Genomic DNA, 15,265 nt, shown 5'->3' with positions numbered 1-15,265 from the left:
ATCGTTCCTTCATCGTATAATCCACGGTAAGTGTCAAAGGTTTTGTCATGTCGAAGGGCGGCCCTCCTGATACATCAGGCGCTTCTTTCAGGCCATAAAGCAGGTTGTACGGGAGGGAGCGTTGTAGTGGTCAACAAAAATTGGCCGCCGAGTTAGAGTTTTTCCTGTATCGGTTTGGCGGTAAGGTAATCCCCCCAAAAATCGATGGTGGCATAAGTAGAATTTTCTCCTAATCTAAGATTTCCAGAGCATTTCGATGAAGCGATCGTGTTTTACTGACCGCCAGATCAGTGCAATTCTCATACAAGCCGAGAATGACACTTAAACTTGGTCATCAACTTCAGCTTCTGGCTCTTATCCGGCGGTCAGATTTAATAGTGCCCTACCAGAGGGCACCGTTAGATAATGTCACAGCTAATACAACCTAACATGCACCGCTGGCCTATACCCGTCCCGGCAACATCTGCGGATAGCGCTTCGCCACGATATTATTCATCTTGTCAATCAACGCTGGCTTTCTGAATGTCAGATGCGCAGAGCCCTTCATAAAGTATTTTATCAAAAAGTAATCATCTTCATAAATCTTCGCCATCTGCGAATTAACACGAATATGCTCATACAACCGGCTTGTCACATCACTCCGGTTGTCCGGGATCGCTTTACCGTCCAGCAAGTGCAACATGCGCTCCAAATCCGCCAACTGGTCTCGCCGGTAACCGTGGTTCAGGGTAAAGCCCCATTGGTTGCAACTGACCAGATTGCTGATGATAAGCTTTTTACCAAACCGACACGGGCTATTAGTTTTATAGTGCCAGGATAACCCTTTGAATAAATTGATAACCCCGCGTTCAAATACGTCGTCTTTTTGCTGGTGGAGTTGCTCAAAGGTGCTGAGTATGTTGTCTTCGTTGATGGCAGGAATATTATCTCCCTCAAGGTTCTTGTCCCACTGGTCACGCGCCTGTGCGTCCATCAGCGACAGCATGCCCGATTTCTTCATCAGATCTTGCCATATACCGCGATCGAGATTGCGGATAATCGCTTTCATGCCCGTTTCTGTTTTCTCCATTAGCCAGCAGCCGCAGCGGAAATCTTGTCGCATGGCCCAGTCCTTTGCAATTCCACCACCAATGCTGTTGGTTATTGCTGAAATATCCTCAAGCTGGTGGATAAGTGCTTCAATCTGCACCAGCGCGGTGTTACGCACGGTGATGATACGTTCAATGCTGGTGGAGCAAATCACATCGGTGTGGCCGGTTAGAACCTGTGGCTCATCGATAACTGTGCTGAGTGAAGTAGACATCGTAGGAACTCAATAAAAGCAAAACGCCAACGATTGTTGTTGGCGTCGAGGAAGAGGGATATTTCAGGTGCCAGTGTCTGCTGTTCAAGCCAGTTTCTGATACACAGCGATATAGAGGTAACCGTGGCTGCCCAGCGTATCTGCTTCACAGACAAATTCTCCATGCCGAACCGTAATGCCTTGCTGACGGCGTGGATCCAGCACCCCGGACAGCAGTTGCGATTCCAGTTTGGTTATCAGCGCGGGAAACGCTGCATCAAGAGCCTGAGTGGCTTCAAGGGAAAAGGTGCCGACAATGTGGGCTCTGTCGCTCAGAAAATGCAGATGCGTTCCCTCCTGAACCAGTCGGGCTCCCAACCGCGGCGTAATATCACATTGCAGGCCCCATGTTGGGGAAGTAGTAATGTGGTTATTCATGTTAACGGTCTCTATGGAATAGGATTGAGGGACTCGGTTGGGTACAGCAACGTTGGCGGGAAATTCGCACGCCACAGACCCGCAGCCTGGCGTGCGCGGGCGATATCACCCTTACTCAGCGTGGTGTCTTGCGCCAATGCACTGAACCCGGCACGGCCAATACGCACCAGGGCATATTGCTCAACCAGGGCATTGACGGTGTCGCCGACTGAAATCCCTTGTTCTATCTGTTGTGCAATCGCCTGTTCATCGTGATAGGGCGTATCGTTGAGGCTCAGGCCATAGTGGTGCTCCAGCAGAAAAGCGAGCAGTTGTTGATAAATAGCAGATACGGGCAATGCACCCGCTGCTGTGGGGGGTGGTTTCATGGGGATGTTCTCAATGTGGATGGCGTTGAATTACGTCAGGAGACGAGCGGTGGTATCACCCGTTGAATGTGGCGAAACCGGGCAAAGCATCAATATGCAGGTAGGTTAGCCCATGATGTTTCATTAATGTGGCAACCAGCCGCGTTCAGCAAATGACACGATATCCAGACCGCCAACAACCAGATGATCTAGCACTCTCACATCAACCAGATCCAGAACGTTGACCAGCCTGTCGGTGATCTGCCGGTCTGCCTGACTGGGTTCAGCGTGACCGGAGGGATGATTGTGCGCCAGCAGTACTGCCGCCGAGTTATGCCTCAACGCCGCTTTAACTACTTCACGGGGATGAACCTCGGTACTATTGACCGTCCCTTTGAAGAGGGTTTCGTACGCGATCAGGCGGTTCTGGTTATCTAGAAAGAGCACCGTGAACTCTTCACGCGCCAACGTGCTCTTTTGCAAGCGTAGCCAGTCACGGACGGTCGTGGTTGAGGTAAACGCAGCGCCGGGTTCACGCAGTTGTTGTTCCAGCAGGGTTAAGGCGCGTTTGATGGCCCGTTGGGTTGTGGGTGGTATCTCGGCAGCGGTAGGCGATAATGTTATTGTTTCCATGGTGATGTTGTCCTTGGTGTTCAGTCAATCAGGGCGAAAATGGCGCGGCTTTCGGGGTGGTGCAGTGCGTATTCCCGTAGCCAGTAGAAGTGTTCGGTCATGGTCTCGCTCTCGGTGCTGTAGGCATAATGGCTGTAGGCCATCAGGCAGGCGGTGATACCCGCAGCTTCACGACTGACGGTGGCCCCGTTGCCATTGAGTGCGTTAAACAACACATAGTCTTGCTCCGTGCCCGGCACCATAAATACCCCACCGTTAGGCAAGGTGTAGAAGTCCCAAAAATCTCCCTGATAGTCAGCACACAACCGGTCCAGCCAACGAAAAATCCGTGGTTCAATCAACGCCCATTTGGGCACCTGACCAAAGCATTTTGGCCAGAAATGGATGCGTTGCGCATCAGAAACCCGGGTGGCGGTGAGTTCGTTTGTTTCGGTATTGCAGTGTTGGTTCATGAGAAAAGTCCTTGTGTCATCATCGGTTAATAGCAAAACAGGCTCCTCCGAGGAAACCGGGGAGCCTGTTTATGGAATGGATTAAGAATGTGATTTAATATTTAAAGTCGTGAGTGAAGGCAGAACACGGGAGAGGCATCATCTCTTAGATTAAAAACCCGTTATCGTGGGGGATAACGGGCGGTGGTTTTCCCTGAATATTGGCATAACGCCTGTGCCTGACCGCTGTTTTAAAAACCTTTTGCTGACAGGTAACCCTATCAATTTTATCGATGGGTAAAGAGAAAAGATAATGGGTTGTGCAGATCAATAACGCGAAACCGATCGTTGAAATCGATCGTCACCGAAGCTGTGAGGCTGGGTCACGCCACTGCCTGCTTAAGCTGTTCAGCCATGACCCACAGCGCCCGATTGAGTTTGATATCACCATCAATACCACTGATAGCACGGGTTCGGGCACGTTTTCCACTGGAGCTCTTGCCCGATAATCCGCCTTTGGTCAGATTCTCCTGCACACGCTGAAATGTTGTCCAGAGGTCATCTTTTTTATCTTCCCAGCGACGGGGCATCAGGATTTGGGACTCCGTGACCGGATGGTGCTCCTCGCCGTAACGGTAGGTCAATGCAGCATGGGCCAATGCATACTGGTGCTCCGCTGATAGCGTTAATGCCTGCATGCTTTCACGACTTTCCTCTATCTGGTCAAATATCCCCAGCACGTCGTAGGCTCCTTCAATCACCTTTTCTACTACATCCCCTTTATGCGGTACACGAATTTCGCCAAAACTCTGACCACAAACCAGGCCGTTGCTGCAAATTTCACGGAACATCCCCGGCAGCATTTGATAGCTGCTGGAGCCATCGTGACTGTTGAGCAAAATAATCTCCTGCACTTCTCTCTGCGTAATTTGTCCCGTTCGGCGCAGTCGCACCATATGCTTGGTGTGCTCACGTTTATCCAAATCTCGTACTCGGGTCTGGCAGGCAAAGAACGGCACAAACCCTTCTTCACGCAACTTATCCAGTAACGTAATAGTAGGAATATAGGTATACCGCGAACTGCGGGAGGCATGTTTGTCTTCGCCAAACACGCTAGGTACATAGTAGGCCAGTTCATCATGGGTCAGGGGACGGTCGCGGCGAACAGAGTTCACTCGACCAAAACGGGACGCTAAACGGGTCATCAGTGTTTTCTCCAAATAAAAGGCCCCCAGTCTAAATAGACTGAGGGCCAGTAGGGTGACGATGTATAAAGAGTAAAGTCAGTGGTGAATAAGCATCGTGATATCGCTATTCAGTTATCGTTCACTTGCTCACTCCTTTTGTGGGCGATTAAAGGCTGTCTGATTCAGCAATACCGTCATCTGCCAGTGCGTGGCTAATGTTATTCACAACCGTATGGGTATCGAGTTTTATCTCTGCCAGCAGTTTTCCGGTTTCCGGCGCACCTTTATAAACGTAGAGTGACGCGACGGGCTCACCGCTATCGTTTGTTCCAGCGGATACCTGATAGCGGGTTTCTCCGTTTCGCACAGTGAATTCCTGGATACTGATAACCTGATTTTTCTGGTATGCGTAAGTGGTGTTGGCCGCCGGAACAGTGATATCCATCTCTTTATGTGGGGAGCCGGTCTTACCAAAAGAGTAAGACACGTAAGGGGTATCCACGCAGATAGCGACTTCTTTGTTATGGTTGAGCGTTTTGGCATAAAAAACAGGTTTTGCACAGCGCGAATTGTCAGCCTGTACTGCATGTACACATGACAACAACAGCCCAGTGCTTAAGAAAAAAACGCGGACGAGACTTTTAAATTGACCTTGCATTTTCATTCCTCCCACTCAGGTAACACGACATAAATATCCCTACCCCTGACTTCAATCGTCATCGGCTCTTTATTACCGGTGCTCATCAGGGCCTGTGCCCGATAAAAACGCCCGCTGACCTCTTCCTTTAAGTCCGTCACGCGAATACAGCGTTCATCAATACCTTCCTGTTTCATGAGCTGGGTAACAATAGAACAAGCGCTCTGCGCAAGTTGTTCTGTACCCGACTGCTTTTTAAATTGCTCACCGGCTATCACCGACAAAACAGTACATATCAGCCATACCTGCAACAAACGCCAGGGTTTCCCCTGACGTTCGTCACGTTGCCGCAGATAAACCATGGGTAGCAGAAAATACCAAAACGAAGGCGGTACTTTTTCTTGTTTCATCAGGCTTAACCGGTCAAGAAGGGTCCAGACCAGGGAGAGAACCAGATAAAAGCCAAGGGCAATCTCTTTAGGAAAGAAAATGGCGAAGGGTGCCCAGAGTAGTGGAGGAACAATGGCCAGGGCCCAGGCATAGCTGTCCTGTTTGGACAGAGGATAAGGTTTTAGCATGGGGACCTCGTATCGTGCAGCATAAAGGCCAGATAAGGGAAACCGCGTTGCATCATGGGAATACTCCTGTATTCATCAATAAGTAGACAGAAATTAAGGGGTGACGACCGTTCTGGAAAGGGGATCGTAGCGAGATGTGGGAAAGAGAGATAATCGTTAATTAAGATCAATAAGCTAAAACCGATCGTTGAAACCTATTGGTTTATTGATGATAAAATCAATTATTGATAGCCCATGGCTATCATAAATAGGTGTTCGATCGGCGAAACAGATCGAACGAATAAACCGTTGGCCGTGAGAAATCAGAACAGGAAATGCCAGACAGCGTGAACAACCGAAAGCAGTCGGTGGCGAAGCCGTTTAAGCTGACGCACCAGCGCACCGGTGGTTTGCATTGCAGAGAGCGCATCATCGAAAATATCGCCCACGCCACGGGCAAAGTTGTCGCGCGCCGTGTTGATCACGTTCTCCGTACGATAACCCGACTCCAGTTGGCGTGTGACTGCACTGCTGGCGTTATCCGGCAAAGCACGAATGAAGGTTTCGGCCCAGAGGAGCATATTGAACCCCTCCGACGCCGATACGGCCAGAACAGGATGTCGGGGTGAAAACAGCGCATTGACCTGCGCTATTTTTACCTGCAAGTGCTGTTGCTGACGTAAAGAAGGTTGGTGAGTGACGAGGTCCCATTCCCGGCAGGGTTCAATTTTATCAGCCTGATTGAGGACGAAAAGAAAGCGCACGGGGTCTGCTCCCTGCGAAATCAATTGCCGATAGCAACGAATGTCATCGTTCCATGCCCGGTCATCAGCTTTAAGCACCCAGATAATCAAGTCCAGTTGACCCAGCCAGTGTTGATATAACCGCGTATAAAGGCGGTCAAGTTCGGGTGTTTCACCTATTCCCGGAAAGTCCACGATGAGCAACGCATGCGGCGCAAGAGCTAATTGATACGTTTGTACACGGCGGGTACACCCTTTAATGGCGCTGACCTTGGCGGGAGGCGGATTGAATAAGGTATTGCAGAGGCTGGATTTACCCACACCGCTTTTACCCATAATGCCAATCGTGGGTTCGTAATGAATGCACTGATGTATATGTTTGAGAATGGCACGGGAGAGGTTGTCAGGGAGAAGGGAGAGTGGTGGTGTCAAGGCAGAGAGGCCTTGTTCGGTTTTATCTGGCACATTAACCTCCGTGAGTTGAAATAACAAAACGGTAGCAAAACCTGCTGCCGTTCTTATGGAGATAATATAGGTCTTAATTTTTTTTGAATTGAATTTTTAAACAGAATAGAGGCGAATATCTAACCAGTCAGGCAGAGGCCACATCACATATAGGCGCACAGAACGCTTAATAACGATATGAGTGAGAGTATTATTATGGCGGATGAACTCTGTGTATCTCAAGCAAGAAAACATATTCATTATGAGCAAAATAGCACAGATAAAATACAAGTACTAGATAACATAACTCCAGAGTGATTTTATGCTTATTTTCCCTTTAATGTGATACTTCCTTCTTCTATTGCAAAAAGGGGTTTTAATGGTTTTTTGTGGCGGTTTGTCTATGTGTTATTTAATACTGTTATTTAATACTGTTATTTAATATTTTAGTAGTATCGAAGTAATACTATAGTAATGTTGGGTAGTAGTGGTATTTAATATTACAGTGATATCTAATAGTAGATAGATAAACAATAAGCATAGTTAAATAAAATTGGTTCACACAGACTAACCTTATCCTTAAATAACACACATTAAGTACATGATAAATTTACATTCAAAAATACTCACTGATGAAACTTATGCAGGATACTATGCAATAACGATTTATCTTTAGAGGTAGAGTAATACATGTGGCGTTATCAATAACGGCAGGCGTTATATATTGAGTTTTCTGAGTTTAATAACCACGAGTAAATAAATACTATAGGCATGACTCTATAGTCATTCACAATTGGCTGAAGCGTTAAATGCCAGCAAGGAAAAACCTCAGGGGTAAACATGTTAAAATATATCACATCTTATGGGAAATTGAACGAGCGTCATCTCGCCAGAATTAAACAAACGATAAATCAATCACTACTGAAGCATTCACAAATCATAGGGATAAGATTAGATCTTCATATCCCAGTGATTAACTCAAACAATGACATGCTTGATGAAACTAATTTCGCCAAAACGGATGCATCTGTTATCTCACGTTTTATGGCATCCCTGAAAGGGAAAATAAAATACTATCGCCGTAATAAACTTAAACAAGGAAAAAGAGTCCGCTATACATCATTACATTACGTTTGGGTGAGAGAGTTCTGTCCAACAACAGGTAAACGACACTACCATGTGCTGCTTCTGCTAAATAAAGGAACCTTTAACCGATTAGGCTCATTTCACGAGGATAAAGGAATATTGGTGAGCCTTATACATCAGGCATGGATGAGTGCACTAGGGCTCACCTACCCTGGTTACAGACAACTTCTCCATATCCCTGAAAGACCGTGTTATTACCTGAAGGCAAAAGAAGGCGATAACAGTGAAGCATACAAAGCACTTATCTATCGTACTAGCTATATGGCTAAATTGAAAAGCAAGAACAATACCGATGGTCAGCGTAATTTTGGTTGCAGTCAGTACTGATTAAATAAAAAGTATTTTTCTACTGGCGAAAGGAATGTTATGACGGAGTACAGGGATAACGGTAATACATTCATCCTGGTGCTCCTGTCTTTCATTCACTATAAGACAGAGAGAAATCGTCATGACAAACGAAAATACTGCCCCAGGTCTGCTTAACGATAAAATGGTGGATATGGCATTCATCACTGAGTTTACGGGTTGCAGTGACAAATGGTTCTACAAATTAATACAGGATGGTCAGTTTCCAAAACCCATTAAATTAGGTCGTAGTTCACGGTGGCTACAAAGTGAAATAGAAGCATGGGTTAAACGCCGTATTGCAGATTCCCGTCCTTAATGGTTGTATAATATCTACAATCCAGTCATTTTTTATTTCAAAAACGTAACTCCCTGCGCCGAAAACGAAGATTTTATAACTGGGAATAGTTCTAAATCTCAATAAGGTGGACATTCTATAGCACCACTATTGTTCGCTTAATGAACAGTTTTAATCATGTCTTACTGAAAAAAACGTAGATCATTGCTACTGTAGCAATGAAAGACAATTATTCATGGCTGTTGCTATATGAAATGAGTGTTTTTTGCCCTATTAGGGCAACTGAAAAGCACGACAAACCAACCTTCACTTGAAGGTTGGTTGCTTTCGATTTATCGGGCATTGATGATAACCTGAGTAGATTAGCACACACTCCGTGACTCAGGATATATTAACCTGGTACGGCCTTCCTTTCGTATTATCTCGTGACCGAATAATATGACATTGAGCCTGGGATTCGGAGTTTAAAGGCAGGTTATAGCGACCATTTTGATTAAAGATAGTAACGTAAAGGGCATTATGTGAAAACATTTTAATAACGCCGAAGTACCCCTGGCTAATTAGCTGATTCAGCACGGGAGTGAGTTTTTCCAGACGTCTCAGTCGGTGAGGACCATACTTTTCTAGCTCATTCATCGGAATGGCGAATCCATTATTTTTTTTGATTCTGTTCATAATCCATGCGTGTAATTCGCAGACATCCTGTTCAAACTGGCAGCGTTCTGACCCGGGGTAAAATAAAACACTTGCCTGATTAAGGTACCAGTCCATTATCTTAATTGCACAGCTAACCATGCTTGGTGGAATGTCCTCTGAACTGCCATTATAAAAAAACTGGAACAACGCTGCTATTCTTAGGGTATTCGAACTCGCTTTCGATGCAATATCACGAATATGTTCCCATTCGTGTCCGATAGCCATTTTTATTTCTATTTTTAAGCGGTTGTCTTTCCAAATTTCTAGAGCATCATCCATCAATTTTAATTTTTTCTTTTGGACGGCGGTATCGCTCAGCGCGATTTTACTCAATTTCAGAAGTTCACTAATCCTATCATGGAAAAGATTCAATTCATGCTCTATCGCTATATATTCTTGCGTGTTTCCGCGGGAGCCAATTGTGCTGTCACCCCAGGCAAAAAGAAAACGGGACATGAATCCGCTAGATCTCGCCTGACCTTCATGTTTATTCAAGTAGTCCATAAATACACTGGGCTGGGACATTAATGAAAATGTCAGGCGGGGTGTTATTCTATAAATTTCACCATCAGCCCGACGAAAGTCAAACACCTCACCATCCCAGGTTTTATTCAGTAGACCGGGATTATTTTTCAGATAACTTTTAAAAAAGGTGATCGCTTCATCGGAGATAAATCCGGCTTCAGGGTATTCATTGAGTCCTTCAATGAGGGCCTTTAGTGAGGTGTCTTCATAAATGAAAGTAGGGCGTGCCGGGCGTTGTGGTTCATTCACTGCATGCTGACTGATGTCCTTCTCTTCCTCCTTTCCTTGATAACCTTTTTTAATAGCCTGCCTGAGATTACTTTCGAGTGCCTGTTGTCGAATTTTCCAGAGTTTAAATTTGTGTTTATAATCTACTAATTGCTGTTCATATTGCAGTATGAGTTCTGACGCGAATGCGTAACAGGGTTTCATGACCTGTTTATTAATTGTTGTTTTCCCTTCCCCCGATTCTGCGATGGTCATGAGATAAAGTGAACAGGGTTCCGGCATATTCGTATGGGGTTGTATTACTTCAATCAATGACTGGCAGGTCAATGATGTTGCTGCCAGTACAACATTACCAATCATTTCGATTGGAATTTTGGTGTTGCCATGTAATGCCTGAATAACATCTTGGAGTACGGGCGGAAAGTGGTGTACCGGATAGGGGGGTAATTGTTTTTTGTGTAATTGTTTTTCAGTGGGGGGGCACTGTAGCCCTGGACGACTTACTTGGCTGGCGTTATAAATTTCAGGAGATAAATTCATATTTCTTTCCACCTTCGTCATTCTGGATTACAGCAGCATGTTCGGACAGCATAAAACATAATCCCTAGTAGAAGATAGTCACATTCGTCACTTGACTGGCAGAAATAGATGACCTTTTTGAACTAACAATACTCTAAGCATTTTTAAAATAGTTCCACTTACGCTGCTGCAGAACGAGATGGCAGATACTTTAATAGCCTATTGACCATTGGGTATAAAACTAACCGGTATTTCAGGGCAAAGCGGTCGATCTGACCGAAACCCGTGATTACGGCAGCCTGGTTGCCGCCAGCCTCGGTCAGGAGTGGAGTGGATTTGGGCAAATTGTATTTTTCCAACCGATGGAACAGGCGTGGCAACAGGTATTAACCCCTGCCGCTCAGAGCCTGAATGCCCAGTGACAGGCATCTATCGTCTATGACTGGAACAGTACTTTCGGCGGACGCTATCCCTTAAAATATACCAGCAGTGAAGTGTCACCCCTGTTATTGGCACGTTACCTCAACAGCGACAGTGGCCGTAACGCCTGTTTTCTGCAAACCCGGTTGAATGGCGTGCTGCACAAAGAAGGCAGCCATTGGGTGCCGGATAGCATTAATGCTCAGGGGCTAACATTTAACCCAGCATTCCTGAAAGCCGTGGACCCGCTAAAGATGTAATGCAAACTGATCTGGTGATCAACAGCTAGAAGCTCAGCTATTACAACCAGTTGCCCGTCTAGAAATGCTTCACTTTGCCTCATGATACCGAAGCGCCGGGTGCCAGCCTGAGCTGGATAAGTACTCAGGTCGGTATCCGACATTTTTCACCGACGCAAATACTCTGCGTTGATGCAACTGTGCCGTTCAGAAACCGGATAACGGCAGACAAAACGATTTTTATCAGAAAGATGGGGGTGCTGATGCAATCATGTATCAACACATCAGAGCGGCCCTGACGAAACAGGGCCATCAGGTTAATAGCACACACCTCTCTCCAGGTTCCATAACAGAGCACTATTACTGCCCCTCTTGCCATAACCCGCTGCAATTGCGGCATTCCCATTTTGCAGGGCGTCTATTCATTCATGACCAGGAGCATCCCGATTTTAACCCCGATATAAACTGTAAATACCGAGCAAAAATGGCATCAACATCGTCACAAACTACTGATACCTTAAGTACCCTGCGCAGGACTATCATGGCCCAACATGTGCCATTGAGTTCTCTGCCACACAGAGCTTACTTCTGTGTGCTATGCCAGCATAATTATTCTGGAACAAAAACATGCCCCCAATGCCAACAACTCCTGTATACGACGGAAAGCAGTTTGAGCGATGACCATCAAGTTGCCCTGAGCGTCAAACCCGAGGTTACTCTACGGTAACAACAACCGCTAAAGCAGTACTTTTGCTTGTAAATGGCCGTTTGGAAAACGTTAAGATTACAGCCCCCGTCAGAATCGGATATAGTTCCCTTCCATTCTGATTGATTAATGCTGTTGCTATCGTATGAACCTCAATCGCTTCTGTTATTTACTTCTGGCCTTAGTTGCTATCGGCTGCTCATTTTTGCTTCATCCTCTTGTGATGTGGTTCCTGTTCGTTAACGTGTTGACGCTAGTAATTTATGGCGTGGATAAAATGGCGGCCCGCAAAGCCTGGCGCAGAGTACCGGAGCCCACCTTACTGACATTTGGTTTTATCGGTGGGTGGCCCGGAGCCATGCTCAGTCAGCAAATCTTCCGGCATAAAACGCAAAAGCAGCCGTTTAAAACCTGGTTCATCATCAGTGTGATAGTGAATATCGCGATGCTGGTGGCGCTGTATCGATTCTATCCCTGGTAAGGGTGCATGTAGCGCTGACAGGGGGCCGGTTCCCTCGACATCCCCCTAGCTCAGTCACTATCCCTTCGCTGTTCTGAAACCTGGGCTGAACCAGCCAGTTAGCAATGATTTCCTGCTTCATATTGATCGGCAATAACGATCAATCTTCAGAAATTGATCTATCAAAACGATTGTCTTTCATGTGGCCTCGCTGGTTATCCTTGGTCTTCATTGATGGCAGAAAAAGCCTTTGGATTACGGTTGTTTACACAGCCGGGGTTTGCTGCGCCCATTTTCCAGGAATACCAGAGACATGAGGTCGCTAAGTGCTGAAACATGAATAACTGTGCACGATGCAATAAGAAAAGAAACCTGCTTGAGCGGTGGTTCGCACTGGATAAAGAATACTGCGACGAATGCCTGTATGAGATGAATCAGGAAATAAGGGAAAGAAGAGTGTTTCCGGTCAGGCCTCAGAAAGACGGCAACGAAGGAAAGTCGTGACTTAGCATGAAGACTAAAATTGATGTCAGCGCCATTATCCCTGCGTACAACGCTGCAGCGACTATTGGTCGCCTGGTCAGCAAAATCCTCCTGGACACACACGTTGCTATTGAACTTATCATTGTTAACGATGGCTCCACCGACGACACCGACAGTATTTGCCGATAAATCCAGGACGAAAGGGTTATTCTTCTTGAGCAGGATAATCTGGGGGTCTACGCAGCACGGAATGCGGCACTAGCTATTCATCGTGGAGAGTGGGTGATATTTCTGAATGCTGACGATGATATAGCTGACGGCTTTATTGATAAGCGGTGGCGGACTGCCACTGCTGCACAAGCCGATGTGATGATCTTCAACGCGTGGCATTCTGATGCAGGTTATAATCGAAATGCCGTACACCGAAAACAACCCTCGGGCAAACCCTGTCAGGTCATGACTGGATACGGCACTGCGTTATCCGGCACGAATGACCGCACTATCTCTGGCTGCAGATAATTCGGTCTTCGTATATTAGGCAGAATTCTCTGTGCTTCCAGCAAGGTAAAAGCCACAAAGATATTCTCCGGACGGTGCACCTCGCGGTGAGTAATGGCCGCTTCTATGTGTCGGGTGCGAAGGATTATATCTACATCAGCAATACAGCCTATATCACGCGCCGGAGCTATTATTTCGATGTCAGGGCTATGAGTTATATCGACGTGATCGCGGAAATCATCCTACTGGGGAAACTTGAGCAAAACAAAAAAATAAAGGTATTTTTGTACCGGTATGCGCTGATGGAAGCTCGTAATTTTTTGGGACTTTATTGGAAAGAGGTTCAGGATAAGCAGATAGTTAGAACCCGCATCCTAGAAACCTCAACACAACCCTGTATGATCAATAGAGCTATGTTTGAAACTCAGAGCTACTGAGACCCAAGAAAAATAGTGCTGGATATCACTACAGTCTGATTTCGCGTAGGGCAGATACATCACTAGTAATAACACCAATAAATCACTGAGTGGGTAAATTACCCTTACAATATATTACCCCTAACTTGATATCATACCGATGATTATTGACAATATATTTATCAAGCACAGCATCTTTCTAATATATCAAGCATTTCAATTAAGCATGTTTTTTTAAATGATCACCATATCCACCTACCATTGAGAAATGGTTAAATACCAAAAAAAATATATTAGTTACATTCCAATATATAATTAAGAGCATCATCAAGACTGTCAAAAACATGGTCACTACATTGTCGAACCATTTCAAAATATTTTTTTATCATGTCATTTTCAATTTGATCGACAAGAATGATCTGTTTTCCAAGAGCTTTCGCGTATCCGACTTCCAAAGCAAGTGCATACCCTCCAGGATTACTTGACTCCATATTAGCTAATAAAATATCTGAATGTTCTATAGCATTCAGGTCCCATTGAGTATATTGAACAGGATCATCAATATGATGTTGACTTGGATCCTTTAATACAAAATCATTTAGAACTTCATAAGCAATCAGTTGCCACTGAGATTTGAACCCCCCCGCTAAATATATAACTTTTTTTTGATTATTTAATTTCATCTTTTTTAAACTCTTTTAATTTCATTTCTGTTATTGCGACTGAGAATGGCATAGTCATTGCTCTTTTATAAAAAAAATCAGATTGTTTAAACAAACAGCATGCGCTTACACATAAAATGACTAATTGAACTAACCAATGAGGAGCCACTCGATAATGATGTAATAACTCAGGGAGGAAAAATAAGCATATTGAAAAATCGATAATGAATATTGTTAATACAGTTCCAACACCACTACACAATAAAGATATGAACATAAAACGCCGTCCCAGAGCAGAGGCCTCTTGAGAAATAGATAACGCGACATTTCTTAAATCATGATAGCCCCAACTATCAGTCTCATTATATGCATGCCATTTGTTGACTATTTCTAAGAAAGTCTTATAAGACTGCTGCTTCTGAGCTTGACTCTCATCAAAACCTTTAGAAATTTTCAACCACTTAAGGATGTCTTTTAAAATTATTTGGTAAAATGCAGAAATTAAATGGCCTAGTGCAAAAAATATAGCTGCAAGAAACCATACAATTGCGCTTTTATCCATTGCCCCTATGATGCTTAAGAACACCTCATCCCCCATGTGCATGACAATAAAACCTGCAGCCATTACCAAACCAGGAATCCAAGCGCCAATAAAATCGTTGAAAAAATGAGCTAAAGTCTCTACTGCATCATCGATCTTCATTTCCACACCATAACAGTGATCTTTATTGCACCCTATCAAAGTAGCCTTTTTAAGACCAGCCCCCTTCCAACAATACTTTTCAGTCCAACAACCGCAAAACATCATTAAGACATTGAATTAAAATAATAAAAACAAAAAAATTACTAGTTGATAACATTTGATTTTAGATCAAACCTGCTACTGGAGAAAGTCTCCAGTTCATGTACAATCTGCTCATATTTA

The 15,265-nt window shown here is 44.9% G+C and carries 17 protein-coding genes and 2 pseudogenes; 7 read left to right on the top strand and 12 right to left on the bottom strand.

Annotated elements, in window-relative coordinates; all coding sequences use genetic code 11:
- Positions 1–442: 442 nt before the first annotated feature.
- The 9 genes from HRK25_RS08965 to HRK25_RS08925 all read right to left on the bottom strand — a co-directional run bounded on the left by HRK25_RS08965 (position 443) and on the right by HRK25_RS08925 (position 6,720).
- Positions 443–1,303 carry a DUF4942 domain-containing protein gene (locus HRK25_RS08965; RefSeq protein WP_005276431.1) on the bottom strand — a complete coding sequence of 287 codons (861 nt, stop codon included), beginning with the start codon at positions 1,301–1,303 and terminating at the stop codon, positions 443–445.
- Positions 1,304–1,387: 84 nt separating this feature from the next.
- On the bottom strand, positions 1,388–1,720 hold the full coding sequence (locus HRK25_RS08960) for a type IV toxin-antitoxin system YeeU family antitoxin (RefSeq protein ID WP_032898298.1): 333 nt from the start codon (positions 1,718–1,720) through the stop codon (positions 1,388–1,390).
- An 11-nt stretch (positions 1,721–1,731) separates the two neighbouring features.
- Entirely contained in the window at positions 1,732–2,088 is a 357-nt protein-coding gene (locus HRK25_RS08955; protein WP_005276434.1) for a TA system toxin CbtA family protein, read from the bottom strand.
- Between the two features lie 123 nt (positions 2,089–2,211).
- Positions 2,212–2,700, bottom strand: a complete 489-nt coding sequence (radC, locus tag HRK25_RS08950; RefSeq protein ID WP_005276436.1) for a RadC family protein — start codon at positions 2,698–2,700, stop codon at positions 2,212–2,214.
- 20 nt (positions 2,701–2,720) lie between these two features.
- Complete coding sequence (locus HRK25_RS08945) at positions 2,721–3,152, bottom strand: antirestriction protein (protein WP_005276437.1); 432 nt, start codon at positions 3,150–3,152, stop codon at positions 2,721–2,723.
- 362 nt (positions 3,153–3,514) lie between these two features.
- Complete coding sequence (locus tag HRK25_RS08940; protein ID WP_032898300.1) at positions 3,515–4,336, bottom strand: DUF932 domain-containing protein; 822 nt, start codon at positions 4,334–4,336, stop codon at positions 3,515–3,517.
- 148 nt (positions 4,337–4,484) lie between these two features.
- Positions 4,485–4,976 (bottom strand): hypothetical protein, encoded by a 492-nt coding sequence (locus HRK25_RS08935; RefSeq protein ID WP_244262465.1) that lies wholly within the window; start codon positions 4,974–4,976, stop codon positions 4,485–4,487.
- A 2-nt stretch (positions 4,977–4,978) separates the two neighbouring features.
- A complete protein-coding gene (locus HRK25_RS08930) occupies positions 4,979–5,533 on the bottom strand; it encodes a hypothetical protein (protein ID WP_005276442.1) in 555 nt (184 codons plus the stop codon).
- A 302-nt stretch (positions 5,534–5,835) separates the two neighbouring features.
- Positions 5,836–6,720: a GTPase family protein gene (locus HRK25_RS08925; RefSeq protein WP_152411967.1), complete on the bottom strand. Its 885-nt coding sequence runs from the start codon at positions 6,718–6,720 to the stop codon at positions 5,836–5,838.
- Between the two features lie 819 nt (positions 6,721–7,539).
- On the opposite strand from HRK25_RS08925, the gene HRK25_RS08920 reads away from it, so the two are divergent.
- Positions 7,540–8,172 carry an inovirus Gp2 family protein gene (locus HRK25_RS08920; RefSeq protein WP_032898302.1) on the top strand — a complete coding sequence of 211 codons (633 nt, stop codon included), beginning with the start codon at positions 7,540–7,542 and terminating at the stop codon, positions 8,170–8,172.
- Between the two features lie 121 nt (positions 8,173–8,293).
- Complete coding sequence (locus HRK25_RS08915) at positions 8,294–8,509, top strand: helix-turn-helix transcriptional regulator (protein WP_032898303.1); 216 nt, start codon at positions 8,294–8,296, stop codon at positions 8,507–8,509.
- Positions 8,510–8,869: 360 nt separating this feature from the next.
- Here the strand turns inward: HRK25_RS08915 and HRK25_RS08910 are convergent, their stop codons facing one another.
- Positions 8,870–10,477, bottom strand: a complete 1,608-nt coding sequence (locus HRK25_RS08910) for a YfjI family protein (RefSeq protein WP_152411968.1) — start codon at positions 10,475–10,477, stop codon at positions 8,870–8,872.
- A gap of 227 nt (positions 10,478–10,704) precedes the next feature.
- On the opposite strand from HRK25_RS08910, the pseudogene HRK25_RS08905 reads away from it, so the two are divergent.
- From HRK25_RS08905 to HRK25_RS20180, 5 genes and pseudogenes are all read left to right on the top strand, one after another.
- Positions 10,705–11,285, top strand: a pseudogene (locus HRK25_RS08905) (ImcF-related family protein); the annotation flags it as partial.
- A gap of 101 nt (positions 11,286–11,386) precedes the next feature.
- A complete protein-coding gene (locus tag HRK25_RS20440) occupies positions 11,387–11,842 on the top strand; it encodes a putative zinc ribbon protein (RefSeq protein ID WP_152411969.1) in 456 nt (151 codons plus the stop codon).
- Between the two features lie 124 nt (positions 11,843–11,966).
- The gene (locus HRK25_RS08895) at positions 11,967–12,302 is read left to right on the top strand and encodes a DUF1294 domain-containing protein (RefSeq protein WP_032898304.1); all 336 of its coding nucleotides are present in this window, start codon (positions 11,967–11,969) and stop codon (positions 12,300–12,302) included.
- Between the two features lie 489 nt (positions 12,303–12,791).
- Positions 12,792–13,283 (top strand): annotated as a pseudogene (locus tag HRK25_RS20185) (glycosyltransferase family 2 protein).
- A gap of 86 nt (positions 13,284–13,369) precedes the next feature.
- Positions 13,370–13,699, top strand: coding sequence for a hypothetical protein (locus HRK25_RS20180; protein ID WP_244262466.1), 330 nt, complete (start codon positions 13,370–13,372; stop codon positions 13,697–13,699).
- 272 nt (positions 13,700–13,971) lie between these two features.
- Here the strand turns inward: HRK25_RS20180 and HRK25_RS08885 are convergent, their stop codons facing one another.
- Entirely contained in the window at positions 13,972–14,361 is a 390-nt protein-coding gene (locus HRK25_RS08885; protein WP_032898306.1) for a nucleoside 2-deoxyribosyltransferase domain-containing protein, read from the bottom strand.
- Positions 14,348–15,043 carry a hypothetical protein gene (locus HRK25_RS08880; protein WP_032898307.1) on the bottom strand — a complete coding sequence of 232 codons (696 nt, stop codon included), beginning with the start codon at positions 15,041–15,043 and terminating at the stop codon, positions 14,348–14,350. Before HRK25_RS08880 ends, HRK25_RS08885 begins: the two co-directional genes overlap by 14 nt.
- Between the last annotated feature and the right edge of the window lie 222 nt (positions 15,044–15,265).

This window comes from Yersinia bercovieri ATCC 43970 (assembly GCF_013282745.1).
Classification (GTDB): Bacteria; Pseudomonadota; Gammaproteobacteria; order Enterobacterales; family Enterobacteriaceae; genus Yersinia; species Yersinia bercovieri.
This window is presented reverse-complemented; position numbering and strand designations above follow the sequence as displayed.

What these genes read in the sequence shown, in the direction of transcription:
- HRK25_RS08910 (WP_152411968.1), bottom strand. Translation starts at nt 10,477, where the DNA reads ATGAATTTATCTCCTGAAATTTATAACGCCAGCCAAGTAAGTCGTCCA.
- HRK25_RS08930 (WP_005276442.1), bottom strand. Translation starts at nt 5,533, where the DNA reads ATGCTAAAACCTTATCCTCTGTCCAAACAGGACAGCTATGCCTGGGCC.
- HRK25_RS08940 (WP_032898300.1), bottom strand. Translation starts at nt 4,336, where the DNA reads ATGACCCGTTTAGCGTCCCGTTTTGGTCGAGTGAACTCTGTTCGCCGC.
- HRK25_RS08885 (WP_032898306.1), bottom strand. Translation starts at nt 14,361, where the DNA reads ATGAAATTAAATAATCAAAAAAAAGTTATATATTTAGCGGGGGGGTTC.
- HRK25_RS08965 (WP_005276431.1), bottom strand. Translation starts at nt 1,303, where the DNA reads ATGTCTACTTCACTCAGCACAGTTATCGATGAGCCACAGGTTCTAACC.
- HRK25_RS08955 (WP_005276434.1), bottom strand. Translation starts at nt 2,088, where the DNA reads ATGAAACCACCCCCCACAGCAGCGGGTGCATTGCCCGTATCTGCTATT.
- radC (WP_005276436.1), bottom strand. Translation starts at nt 2,700, where the DNA reads ATGGAAACAATAACATTATCGCCTACCGCTGCCGAGATACCACCCACA.
- HRK25_RS20440 (WP_152411969.1), top strand. Translation starts at nt 11,387, where the DNA reads ATGTATCAACACATCAGAGCGGCCCTGACGAAACAGGGCCATCAGGTT.
- HRK25_RS08895 (WP_032898304.1), top strand. Translation starts at nt 11,967, where the DNA reads ATGAACCTCAATCGCTTCTGTTATTTACTTCTGGCCTTAGTTGCTATC.
- HRK25_RS08935 (WP_244262465.1), bottom strand. Translation starts at nt 4,976, where the DNA reads ATGCAAGGTCAATTTAAAAGTCTCGTCCGCGTTTTTTTCTTAAGCACT.
- HRK25_RS08880 (WP_032898307.1), bottom strand. Translation starts at nt 15,043, where the DNA reads ATGAAGATCGATGATGCAGTAGAGACTTTAGCTCATTTTTTCAACGAT.
- HRK25_RS08915 (WP_032898303.1), top strand. Translation starts at nt 8,294, where the DNA reads ATGACAAACGAAAATACTGCCCCAGGTCTGCTTAACGATAAAATGGTG.
- HRK25_RS08920 (WP_032898302.1), top strand. Translation starts at nt 7,540, where the DNA reads ATGTTAAAATATATCACATCTTATGGGAAATTGAACGAGCGTCATCTC.
- HRK25_RS08945 (WP_005276437.1), bottom strand. Translation starts at nt 3,152, where the DNA reads ATGAACCAACACTGCAATACCGAAACAAACGAACTCACCGCCACCCGG.
- HRK25_RS08960 (WP_032898298.1), bottom strand. Translation starts at nt 1,720, where the DNA reads ATGAATAACCACATTACTACTTCCCCAACATGGGGCCTGCAATGTGAT.